At 63.3% G+C, this 10,604-nt stretch carries 11 protein-coding genes; 6 read left to right on the top strand and 5 right to left on the bottom strand.

Annotation, left to right across the window (positions count from 1 at the left end; genetic code table 11):
* Nucleotides 1–294 (bottom strand): hypothetical protein (locus tag E8E78_RS04940; protein WP_280311897.1); only part of this gene is annotated, 294 nt, incomplete at its 3' end.
* A gap of 340 nt (nt 295–634) precedes the next feature.
* On the opposite strand from E8E78_RS04940, the gene E8E78_RS04935 reads away from it, so the two are divergent.
* Nucleotides 635–2,701, top strand: coding sequence for an AsmA family protein (locus E8E78_RS04935; RefSeq protein ID WP_049274174.1), 2,067 nt, complete (start codon nt 635–637; stop codon nt 2,699–2,701).
* Between the two features lie 111 nt (nt 2,702–2,812).
* Here E8E78_RS04935 and E8E78_RS04930 read toward each other — a convergent pair whose 3' ends face one another.
* Together E8E78_RS04930 and osmE are read right to left on the bottom strand one after the other, a co-directional pair.
* Nucleotides 2,813–3,343 carry a ferritin-like domain-containing protein gene (locus E8E78_RS04930; RefSeq protein ID WP_049274600.1) on the bottom strand — a complete coding sequence of 177 codons (531 nt, stop codon included), beginning with the start codon at nt 3,341–3,343 and terminating at the stop codon, nt 2,813–2,815.
* A 42-nt stretch (nt 3,344–3,385) separates the two neighbouring features.
* On the bottom strand, nt 3,386–3,727 hold the full coding sequence (gene osmE, locus E8E78_RS04925; protein WP_016501854.1) for an osmotically-inducible lipoprotein OsmE: 342 nt from the start codon (nt 3,725–3,727) through the stop codon (nt 3,386–3,388).
* A 123-nt stretch (nt 3,728–3,850) separates the two neighbouring features.
* On the opposite strand from osmE, the gene E8E78_RS04920 reads away from it, so the two are divergent.
* Nucleotides 3,851–4,741, top strand: a complete 891-nt coding sequence (locus E8E78_RS04920; protein WP_016501853.1) for a triacylglycerol lipase — start codon at nt 3,851–3,853, stop codon at nt 4,739–4,741.
* Here the strand turns inward: E8E78_RS04920 and E8E78_RS04915 are convergent.
* Nucleotides 4,738–5,610, bottom strand: a complete 873-nt coding sequence (locus tag E8E78_RS04915) for a DMT family transporter (protein WP_016501852.1) — start codon at nt 5,608–5,610, stop codon at nt 4,738–4,740. The two genes, E8E78_RS04920 and E8E78_RS04915, sit on opposite strands and share 4 nt — an antisense overlap.
* A 251-nt stretch (nt 5,611–5,861) precedes the next feature.
* On the opposite strand from E8E78_RS04915, the gene E8E78_RS04910 reads away from it, so the two are divergent.
* From E8E78_RS04910 to E8E78_RS04900, 3 genes are all read left to right on the top strand, one after another.
* Complete coding sequence (locus E8E78_RS04910; protein ID WP_016501851.1) at nt 5,862–6,650, top strand: helix-turn-helix transcriptional regulator; 789 nt, start codon at nt 5,862–5,864, stop codon at nt 6,648–6,650.
* Between the two features lie 62 nt (nt 6,651–6,712).
* A complete protein-coding gene (locus E8E78_RS04905) occupies nt 6,713–7,000 on the top strand; it encodes a PsiF family protein (protein ID WP_016501850.1) in 288 nt (95 codons plus the stop codon).
* Nucleotides 7,001–7,070: 70 nt separating this feature from the next.
* Nucleotides 7,071–8,078, top strand: a complete 1,008-nt coding sequence (locus E8E78_RS04900) for a hypothetical protein (RefSeq protein ID WP_016501849.1) — start codon at nt 7,071–7,073, stop codon at nt 8,076–8,078.
* A 134-nt stretch (nt 8,079–8,212) separates the two neighbouring features.
* On the opposite strand, the gene E8E78_RS04895 is transcribed toward E8E78_RS04900, so the two are convergent.
* Nucleotides 8,213–9,484, bottom strand: coding sequence for an Hsp70 family protein (locus E8E78_RS04895; RefSeq protein ID WP_016501848.1), 1,272 nt, complete (start codon nt 9,482–9,484; stop codon nt 8,213–8,215).
* 164 nt (nt 9,485–9,648) lie between these two features.
* On the opposite strand from E8E78_RS04895, the gene cbpA reads away from it, so the two are divergent.
* The gene (gene cbpA / locus E8E78_RS04890) at nt 9,649–10,602 is read left to right on the top strand and encodes a curved DNA-binding protein (protein WP_016501847.1); all 954 of its coding nucleotides are present in this window, start codon (nt 9,649–9,651) and stop codon (nt 10,600–10,602) included.
* The last annotated feature ends 2 nt before the right edge of the window (nt 10,603–10,604 follow it).

Here is a 10,604-nt window from a genome sequence, read left to right as displayed (position 1 = left end):
CAGGCGATCCGAGCCACCTTCAGCGACGCGGCCACTGCGTTCGATCAGGCGATCCGAGCCACCTTCAGCGACGCGGCCAGTGCGTTCGATCAGGCGATCCGAGCCACCTTCGGCAACACGCCCACTGCGTTCGATCAGGCGGTCAGAACCCCCTTCGGCAACGGTTTTCAGCGGCTGGGCGATTTCGGCAGCGCTGGAGCGGGATTCGGCGGTCAGGTGTTGTTCGTCGGCTGGCAGGGCAAAAGCGTTGGCAGCCAGGATGGACAGGGTCAGGGTCAGCAGGTGGCGTTTCATGATTTCGGTGCTCCTCTCGGGGGCTGGAAAGTGGGTACGGAGCCAATGCTACGCTCGGTAACGCCAGAGAGAAGTTCATACGGGTAATGGTAACAATCGACCGCATTGATAGAGGTTTGCAAGCGCTCTAGGCAGCGCCATACAGGCCGGCTGATGACGATTTGGTTGGGCTGTTGCCGGGTAGCAGGCATCGCTTGGCGCGACGTATTGCTGAGCAAAAGGCCAGGAAAACTTCGCTATCATGCCGCTCTCGATAAAACCCCACGGGTTTTCCACAGTCCGACATATTGACTGCCATCGCTGCACCCGTTTTGTGCCATGCCGCAAGGAGAATCACGCAATGACGCGTCCCGCCAGAATCCTCGTCTGGACCCTCGCCACCCTGCTCACCCTGCTGGCGATTCTGGTGGTGGTGATCGCTACCTTCGACTGGAACCGCGTAAAACCCCTGCTCAACGAAAAGGTTTCCGAGGCCCTGCAGCGGCCCTTCGCAATCAACGGCAACCTGGCCCTTCACTGGCGCACCGAGCCTGAAGAGGGCGGCTGGCGTGCCTGGGTACCATGGCCGCATTTCACCGCCGAGGACCTGACCCTGGGCAACCCGGACTGGCTCAAAGAGCCGAAGATGGTCGGCCTGGAGCGCGTGGAGTTCCGCCTGGCGCCGTTGCCGCTGCTGTTCCAGCAGATCAGCATCCCGCGCATCGACCTGACCAAGCCCACTGCCAGCCTCACCCGCCTGGCCGATGGCCGTGCCAACTGGACGTTCGACTTCGGCCCCAAGGATGAAAACGCAGAACCGTCCAAATGGCAGCTGGATATCGGTGCGATCGGTTTCGACCAGGGGAATGTCAGCTTCGACGACCAGACCCTGAAAACCAGCATGAAGGTGCAGATCGACCCGCTGGGCAAGCCGATCCCGTTCAGCGACATTGTCGGCAAGGCCAGCGCCGAGAAGGCCGGCGGTGCACAGGACTACGCCTTCGGGCTCAAGGCCCAAGGCCGCTACAAAGGCCAGCCGGTGTCCGGCACCGGCAAGATCGGCGGCCTGCTGGCCCTGCAGGACGCCAGCCAGCCTTTTCCGCTGCAAGCCGACGTGCGCATCGCCGACACCCATGTAGTGCTCGCCGGCACCCTGACCGACCCGCGCAACCTCGGCGCGCTCGACCTGCGCCTGCGCCTGTCCGGTGCCAGCCTGGGCAACCTCTACCCATTGACCGGGGTAACCCTGCCAGACACCCCGGCCTACTCGACCGACGGTCGTCTCAGCGCCAACCTGCATGCGCCGCAAGGCGCGACGTTCAACTACCAGGGCTTCAACGGCAAGATCGGTGACAGCGACATCCACGGTGACCTGGCTTTTGTCGCCAGCCAGCCACGGCCCAAGCTGTCCGGCAACCTGGTGTCCAACCAGTTGCTGTTCAAGGACCTGGCGCCACTTATCGGCGCCGACTCCAACGCCGAGCAGAAGGCCCGTGGTGGTGCCAGCAAGCAGCCAACGGGCAAGGTGCTGCCGGTTGAAGAATTCCGCACAGAGCGCTGGCGCGCGATGGACGCCGACGTCACCTTTGCCGGCAAGCGCATCGTGCACAGCACGCAACTGCCGTTCAACGACCTTTCGGCCCACGTGATGCTTGAAGACGGCCTGCTGCGCCTGGAGCCCCTGCGGTTTGGCGTGGCAGGCGGCAACCTGGCCTCCAAAATCCGCCTGGACGGTCGCAGCGTGCCTTTGCAGGGCCGCGCCCAGTTGACTGCCCGGGGCTTTAAGCTCAAGCAGCTGTTCCCCAGTTTCGCGCCGATGCAGACCAGCTTTGGCGAGCTGAACGGCGATGCCGACATCAGCGGTCGCGGCAATTCGGTTGCGGCCTTGCTGGGGACGGCCAATGGCGACCTGCGCATGCTGATCAACGATGGCGCGATCAGCCGCAGCCTGATGGAGATCGCCGGCTTGAACGTGGGCAACTATGTGGTCGGCAAGCTGTTTGGTGATGAGGATGTGAAGATCAATTGCGCAGCGGCCGATGTCGGGCTCAAAGACGGCCTGGCGACTACGCGGCTGTTCATCTTCGACACTGAGAACGCGATCATCTACATCAACGGCACCGCCAACTTCGCCAGCGAGCAGCTGGACTTGAAGATCACTCCGGAATCGAAAGGGCTGCGTCTGTTCTCGCTGCGTTCGCCGCTGTATGTGCGTGGGCCGTTTGCCAAGCCCAATGCCGGCGTGCAGGCGTTGCCGCTGGCACTGCGCGGGGCGGGAATGGTGGCGCTGGGTGTCGTGGCCGGGCCGGCGGCGGGGTTGCTGGCGCTGATTGCGCCCAGCAGCGGGGATGATCCCAACCAGTGTACGCCGCTGTTGCAGCAGATGAAGGCTGGCAAGGCGCCGGCTGCAGTGAAAGGCAAGAAATGATGGGGGCCGCGCTGCGGCCCATTCGCGGCACAAGGCCGCTCCTGCAAGGGATCGCTTTCCCCTGTAGGAGCGGCCTTGTGCCGCGAACGGGCTGCAAGGCAGCCCTTGCGATTACAGCCCTTGCAGCAGGTCGGACATGTCGTCCGCGTGCTCTTCTTCCTGGGCCAGGATGTCTTCGAAGATGCGTCGGGTGGTCGGGTCCTTGTCGCCGATGTACTGGATGATCTCGCGGTAGCTATCAATGGCAATCCGCTCAGCCACCAGGTCTTCCAGCACCATCTCCTTCAACGAATTACCCGCCACGTATTGGGCATGGGAGTTTTTTGTCAGGTTATCGGGGTTGAAATCCGGCTCGCCGCCCAGCTGCACGATGCGCTCGGCCAGCTTGTCGGCATGTTCGGCTTCCTGGTTTGCATGCTCCAGAAATTCCTCGGCAGCCACGCTGGCCTTGATGCCACTGGCCATGAAGTAGTGGCGCTTGTAGCGCAGCACGCACACCAGCTCGGTGGCCAGCGATTCATTCAGCAGGCGCAGGATTTCCTGACGGTCGGCGTGGTAACCCTCGGTCACCGCGCCTTGCTCCACATGCTGGCGGGCACGTTCGCGCAGGGTTTTCACATCGGTCAGTTCAACGTTGCTCATGTTTATCTCCAGGCGGATCAGGGTCAGGGTGGGGACGCAGGCTTACGCGCCGGGGACGGCGTCGCTGTCCTCTTGGCGTTGTTTACAGGTCTTGAACCCTTTGGCATCGACGTGGCCGGTGGCATCGAAGCGCACGTAGTAGGGCTGTTGCTTGCCGTCACGGTTGAGGATGTAGTCGTTGCAGGTACCCCCGTGCGGCAGGTCGATCACGTTCGACGGGCTGCCGCCGATGGCGATGACCTTCTGCATGGTCATGCCGTGCTCCACCTGTTTGACCAGCGGTTCGTCGCGGTAGGTGACGTAGTCCACCGGGTTTTCCGGGCGGCTGCCGCAGGCGGCCAGGGTGGCGCTTGCCAGAAGGATTGCCAGGGTCTGCTTGTACATGGTCCCGCTCCTTGCAAAGGGTCTGTGTGGTTTGGAACCACAGCGCGCGCCGGGAGTTCGATTGCGATGGTCATGATTGGCGCTGTAGTGTTGGCCGGTCGTCCACGGAAAGGGGCTGGGGCAATGCAGCAGGAATTGGCCACGCGATACCCGTTGGTGCTGGTGCCGGGCATGCTCGGGTTTGTCCGGCTAGTGCTCTACCCCTACTGGTTCGGCATCGTGCCTGCCCTGCGCAAGGGCGGGGCGCAGGTGTTCCCGGTGCAGGTTTCGCCGCTGCATTCCAGCGAGGTGCGCGGCGAGCAGTTGCTGGCGATCATCGAAGACATCTGCCAGCGCACCGGCGCCGACAAGGTCAACCTCATCGGCCACAGCCAGGGTGCACTGAGCGCCCGTTACGCAGCGGCCAAGCGGCCTGGTCGGGTGGCTTCGGTCACCTCGGTGGCCGGCCCCAATCACGGCTCGGAACTGGCCGACCACCTTGAGCGCACGGCACCGGGCCATTCACCCCAGGGGCGTATCCTGAAGGCCGTGCTGCATGGCTTTGCCGTGTTGCTGGTGTGGCTGGAAACCGGCTGGCGCCGCGACCCGCTGCCGGTTGATGTGCATGCCTCGCACCAGGCACTGACCAGCGCCGGGGTCGCGCTGTTCAACCAGGCTTATCCACAGGGCCTGCCGAACACCTGGGGCGGGGAAGGGGCCTATGAGGTCAATGGCGTGCGCTACTACTCGTGGTCCGGCACGTTGCAGCCCGGGTTGACTGACCAGGGACGCAACCGCTTTGACGGCAGCAACCGCTTCTGCCGCCTGTTCGCGCGCAGCTTCGTCAAGGAAAAGGGCCAGTGCGACGGCATGGTCGGGCGTTTCAGTTCGCACCTGGGGCAGGTGATCGGCGATGACTATCCACTTGATCACCTGGATATCGTCAACCAGTCGCTCGGCGCCGTGGGCAAGGGCGCCGAGCCGGTGCGGCTGTTCACCGAGCATGCAGCCCGGCTCAAGGCAGCCGGGCTTTAGCGGCGTATCGGCGTGGTCCAGCGCTCAGCCAGCACCACACCGACCAGGGTCAGCACGCCGCCGACCAAGTGGTAACTGGCCAGTTGCTCGTCCAGCACCACGGCGGCGATCAGTGCGGTGACCAGCGGCAGCAGGTTGAAAAACAGCGTGGTGCGGCTTGGGCCCAGGCGGTGCACGGCCTGCATCCACAGCAGCGGCGCGATCATCGAAGCCAGCACGCAGGCGTACAGCACCAGGCCGATGTTATGGCTGTGCAGGCCCGTCTTTTCCGACAGCAGGTACAGCGGCAGCAGCACCACGATTGCCACCAGCACCTGCAAGTACAGCAACTGCAGCGGTGGCAGGCGCAACTGCCATTTCTTCAGCAGGAAGCTGTACAGCGCGTAGGCCAGGGTGGCCACCAGCATCAACAGGTCACCACCGTTCAGGCCCTGTTCCAGCAGGCTGGCGGGGTGGCCGGCACTGACCACTTCCAGCACGCCGAAAAATGACACCACCGCCCCCAGCAGGGCGCCGTAGCTCAGGCGCTGGCCCAGCCAGGCGATGGACAGCGCCAGCGACATCAGCGGCATCAGCGAGAGGATGATGCCCATGTTGGTGGCGCTGGTGATGCCGGCGGCGAAGTAGGCCAGGCTCTGGTACATCGCCATGCCCAGCACGCCCAGCACGAACACTTTGCCCAGGTGCGGGCGAATGGCTGCGCGGTTGCGCCACACGGCGGGCAACAGGAACGGCGTGAACAGCAAGCCGGCCAGCAGCCAGCGGTAGAAGCCGATTTCGGCAGGGTGGATGGCGCCAGCGGACATCTTGGTGACCACGGTGTTGCCGGCCCAGATGAGGATGGCGGTGAGGGGGAAAAGGTAATTCATGTTGCAGGTACTCGGTATGGCGGTTTTGGGGCGAGTCGTACTGCTTGCGCGGTCCCTGTAGGAGCAGCCTTGTGCTGCGAAAGGGCCTGTGTGGGCGAAAGATCTTTCACGACGGTGCCGGCCTCTTCGCAGCACAAGGCTGCTCCTACAGGGGCTCGATGTGGCTGCAGGCCCCGGTACCAGCCATTATCAACTGTCTGTTCATAAGCCTATACTCCTATCCAGACAAACCGCCCCGCAAAGCAGACAGCATGCCGCGCAAACTCCTCGATATCCCCCAGTTCACCCAACTGCCGGCCCCGGTGTACTTCCGCCACGACGAGTTCGTTGCCGACACCCACAGCGCCGTGCACTGCCACGCCTGGGGCCAGCTCAACTACTCCGCTCACGGCGTGATGCACCTGGATGTGGCCGGCCAGCGTTTCCTGTCGCCGCCGCAATACGCCGTTTGGGTACCGCCCGACACCGCGCATGGCTGCTACAACCCGCAGGCCATCGTCTACCGCTCCATCTATCTTGACCGCAGCCTGTGCACAGCCCTGCCGCAGCAACCGTGCAGCCTGATGATCAGCGATATCCTCAAGGCCATCCTTGGCGACTTCGCCCGGCGTGACCTGAAGGTAGCCGAGGACGAGCGCGACCAGCGCCTGGTGCAGGTACTGCTCGACCAGTTGCTGCTGGCGCCCACCCAGGCCTGCTACCTGCCGTTTGCCCACAGCGATGGCCTGCGCCAGGTACTCGACGGCCTTGGTGCCGAGCCCGGTGACAATCGCCCGCTGGCCGATTGGGCCGCCCGTGTGCATGTCAGCGAACGCACCCTGGCCCGCCAGTTCTTGCGCGAACTGGGCATCAGTTTTGGCGAATGGCGCCTGCGCCTGCGTTTTCTGCGGGCCATCGAAGCGCTGGAGGCTGGCCTGCCGATTCAGGCCATTGCTTTCGACCTTGGCTACAGCAGCGCGTCGGCGTTCATCGCCATGTTCCAGCGCCAGGCCCAGTGCACCCCCGAGCAGTACCGTCGGCAGGCACGGGCGGGGCGCTGAAATTCTTGGCTACACTCAGCTCGACCCCCGTGCGTCGGGCACGGAGCCAAGGAGACCACTCCATGAAAGTGCTGCAAATTCCATTGCTGGCGTTGGCGGTGTTGTTCAGCGCCCAAGGCTTCGCGGCCAATACCGCGCAGCAGGAAAAAATGAAAACCTGCAACGCCGACGCCACCACCAAAGCCCTGAAGGGCGATGAACGCAAAGCCTTCATGAGCACCTGCCTGAAGAAGGACGTGCCACAAACCCAGCAGGAGAAGATGAAGACCTGCAACGCCGACGCCACCACCAAAGCCCTGAAGGGTGACGAGCGCAAGGCGTACATGAGCGACTGCCTGAAGAAGAAATGACCTGCGCCTATGCCTGCGCCGCCAAGGCTGGCAGACTGCGGGCATTCCCGCTGTCTGCCGTCGAGGCTGTATGACCTTTACCCCCCGTCAGATCACTCTGGCCAGCCTGATCATCGTCATGGCTGGCCTGCTGCTGGCTTTGCCCCTGAAGTTGTTGCCCAGCCTGCTGGCCGGCCTGCTGGTGTTCGAACTGGTCAACATGCTGACCCCGCGCCTGCAACCGCTACTGGCCGGCCAACGCGCGCGCTGGCTGGCCGTAGCGCTGCTCGGTACGCTGGTGGTCATTACCTTGACGCTGTTGATTGCCGGTGCCTTCAGCTTTTTGTTGCACGAGGCGGAAAACCCCGGCGCCTCGCTGGACAAGTTCATGGCCCTGGTGGAGCGTGCCCGCGGTCAGCTGCCGCCCTTCATCGAGGGCTACCTGCCCGCCAGTGCCGCTGAGTTCAAGGTGGCCATCGGTGACTGGATCAAGAGCCACCTGAGCGACCTGCAACTGGTGGGCAAGGGCATGGCGCACATGTTCGTGACGCTGCTGATCGGCATGATCCTCGGCGCGATCATCGCCTTGCAGCGCATCCCCGATGTTTCCCGGCGCAAGCCGCTGGCGGCAGCGCTGTTCGAACGGTTGAACCTGCTGGTGAAGGCGTTTCGCAACATCGTGTTCGCGCAAATCAAGATCTCGCTGCTCAACACGGCCTTTACCGGCATCTTCCTCGCAGTGGTGATGCCGCTGTTCGGCGTGCATCTGCCGCTGACCAAGACGCTGATCGTGCTGACCTTCCTGCTGGGCTTGCTGCCGGTGATCGGCAACCTGATGTCCAACACCCTGATCACCATTGTCGGCCTGTCGCTGTCGATCTGGGTGGCGGCGGCAGCGCTGGGTTACCTGATCGTCATCCACAAGGTCGAGTACTTCCTCAACGCGCGGATCGTTGGCGGGCAGATCAGTGCCAAGGCCTGGGAACTGCTGCTGGCGATGCTGGTGTTCGAGGCGGCATTCGGGCTGCCGGGGGTAGTGGCGGGGCCGATCTACTATGCCTACCTCAAGAGCGAGCTGAAGCGCGAAGAGCTGGTCTGATTCTTCATTAGCCTGTAGCGGCCTCTTCGCGGGTAAACCCGCTCCCACAGGTACTGCACAAGTCTCAAGTACTGTGCGATCCCTGTGGGAGCGGGTTTACCCGCGAAGAGGCCAGTCCAGGCCATAGAGATGAATCAGGCTGCGCCGTAACGCTTGCGGGCTTCGATGGCCAGGCCGCTACCAATGCTGCCAAAGATGTTGCCTTCCACATGCCGCGCATTCGGCAACATCGCCGACACACTGTTGCGCAGCGCCGGAATGCCGCTGGAACCGCCCGTGAAGAACACGGTGTCAACCTGGCTTTCGCTCACGCCAGCCTTGGCCAGCAGCTCGGTCACACTGCCGCGTACGCGCTCCAGCAGGCCTTCGATCGCCTCTTCGAACAGCGCCCGGGTCAGCGCTGCGGTCAGTTCGGGCTCGACACGGCGCAGGTCGATGTGGCGGCTGTCTTGCTCGGTCAGTTCGATCTTGCTGGCCTCCACTTCCATCGCCAGCCAGTGCCCGGCGCGCTGCTCGATCAGCTTGAACAGGCGGTCGATGCCGAAACTGTCCTCGATGTCATAGCGCATGCTGCCCAGCGCCAGCTGCGACTTCTGCGAGTACAGGGCGTTGATGGTGTGCCAGGTGGCCAGGTTAAGGTGGTAGCTGGTGGGCATCAGCGCGCCGCTTTTCATGCGGCTGCCGTAGCCGAACAGCGGCATCACGCCTTGCAGGCTCAGCTGCTTGTCGAAGTCGGTACCGCCGATGTGCACGCCGCCGGTCGCGAGAATGTCGCTTTGGCGCTCGGCGATCAGGTGGCGCTCGGGCGACAGGCGGATCAACGTGAAGTCCGAAGTACCACCACCGATGTCGACGATCAGCACCAGTTCTTCACGGCTGATGCCCGACTCGTAGTCGAAGGCCGCGGCAATCGGCTCGTACTGGAACGACACATCCTTGAAGCCGATCTTGCGCGCCACGTCGGCCAGGGTGTCCTCGGCCTCCTGGTCGGCAGCCGGGTCTTCGTCGACGAAGAACACCGGGCGGCCCAGCACCACCTGGTCGAATTCGCGGCCAGCGGCGGTTTCGGCGCGCTTTTTCAGCTCACCGATGAACATGCCCAGCAGGTCCTTGAACGGCAGGGCACTGCCCAGCACGCTGGTGTCGTGCTTGATCAGCTTGGAGCCCAGCAGGCTCTTCAGCGAGCGCATCAGGCGGCCTTCGTAGCCTTCCAGGTATTCGTGCAGTGCCAGGCGGCCATACACCGGGCGCCGCTCTTCGATATTGAAGAACACCACCGAGGGCAAGGTGATCTTGCCGTCTTCCAGGGCAATCAGCGACTCCACGCCAGGGCGGTGCCAGCCGACCGTGGAGTTGGAGGTGCCAAAGTCGATGCCCAGGGCGCGGGCCGGGGATACGTCAGACATGGGAAATCAGCTTCCGGAAGGAAAACGGCCGCGCAGTTTATGCCACTTGGCTACAGAATCAAGACCAGTCGTCTGCCATGACGCAAACCCAAGGCGGTCTTGAAAGGCTATGCTTGACCCCTATCTTCTGTTGCAACACGCACATTCACATTGGTGATCCACAGATGGACTTCAAAGACTATTACAAGATACTCGGCGTAGAGCCCACGGCGGACGAGAAGGCGATCAAGGCCGCGTACCGCAAGCTTGCGCGCAAGTATCACCCCGATGTCAGCAAGGAGCGCGACGCCGAGGACAAGTTCAAGGAGGCCAACGAGGCCTACGAAGTGCTGGGCGACGCGCAAAAACGTGCCGAGTTCGACGAAATTCGCAAGTACGGCGGCCAACATGGCCGGCCGTTCCAGGCACCACCGGGCTGGGAGAGCCGCGGCGGTGGCGGCGGCTTCGAGGGCGGCGACTTCTCCGACTTCTTCAGTTCGGTCTTCGGTGGGCGGGGTGGCAACCCCTTCGGTGGTGCCCGGCAGCAGCAACGCAGTGCCGGCAGGAGAGGGCAGGATGTGGAGCTTGAACTGGCTGTGTTCCTTGAAGAGACCCTGAGCAAGGAGTCCAAGCAGATCAGCTTCCAGGTGCCGCAAACCAATGCCTTGGGCCAACGCACCGGCTTCACCACCAAGACCCTGAACGTGAAGATCCCGGCCGGTGTGACCGACGGTGAGCGTATCCGCCTCAAGGGCCAGGGCGCGCCGGGCAGCGGTGGTGGGGCCAATGGTGACCTGTTCCTGACCATCCGCATGGCACCGCACCCGCTGTTCGATGTCGAAGGACATGACCTGATCATCACTGTGCCGCTGGCACCGTGGGAGGCGGCGCTGGGCACCAAGGTTGCGGTGCCGACCCTGGAAGGCAAGATCAACCTGACCATCCGCCCCGACAGCCAGAGCGGCCAGCGCCTGCGTGTACCGGGCAAGGGCCTGGCGAACAAGAGCGGTGAGCGCGGCAACCTTTATGCGCAACTGAAAGTGGTCATGCCGCCGACCTCCGACGAGGCTGCCCGCGAACTGTGGACCAAGCTTTCCGAGAAAGCGGCGTTCAACCCGAGGACACAATGGAGTAAGTGATC

This window comes from Pseudomonas sp. BN505, assembly GCF_029873175.1.
Classification (GTDB): domain Bacteria; phylum Pseudomonadota; class Gammaproteobacteria; order Pseudomonadales; family Pseudomonadaceae; genus Aquipseudomonas; species Aquipseudomonas putida.
This window is presented reverse-complemented; position numbering and strand designations above follow the sequence as displayed.

Bases quoted from the DNA above. Each gene is read 5' to 3' on its own strand.
- E8E78_RS04935 (WP_049274174.1), top strand. From the start codon at position 635: ATGACGCGTCCCGCCAGAATCCTCGTCTGGACCCTCGCCACCCTGCTC.
- E8E78_RS04930 (WP_049274600.1), bottom strand. From the start codon at position 3,343: ATGAGCAACGTTGAACTGACCGATGTGAAAACCCTGCGCGAACGTGCC.
- osmE (WP_016501854.1), bottom strand. From the start codon at position 3,727: ATGTACAAGCAGACCCTGGCAATCCTTCTGGCAAGCGCCACCCTGGCC.
- E8E78_RS04920 (WP_016501853.1), top strand. From the start codon at position 3,851: ATGCAGCAGGAATTGGCCACGCGATACCCGTTGGTGCTGGTGCCGGGC.
- E8E78_RS04915 (WP_016501852.1), bottom strand. From the start codon at position 5,610: ATGAATTACCTTTTCCCCCTCACCGCCATCCTCATCTGGGCCGGCAAC.
- E8E78_RS04910 (WP_016501851.1), top strand. From the start codon at position 5,862: ATGCCGCGCAAACTCCTCGATATCCCCCAGTTCACCCAACTGCCGGCC.
- E8E78_RS04905 (WP_016501850.1), top strand. From the start codon at position 6,713: ATGAAAGTGCTGCAAATTCCATTGCTGGCGTTGGCGGTGTTGTTCAGC.
- E8E78_RS04900 (WP_016501849.1), top strand. From the start codon at position 7,071: ATGACCTTTACCCCCCGTCAGATCACTCTGGCCAGCCTGATCATCGTC.
- E8E78_RS04895 (WP_016501848.1), bottom strand. From the start codon at position 9,484: ATGTCTGACGTATCCCCGGCCCGCGCCCTGGGCATCGACTTTGGCACC.
- cbpA (WP_016501847.1), top strand. From the start codon at position 9,649: ATGGACTTCAAAGACTATTACAAGATACTCGGCGTAGAGCCCACGGCG.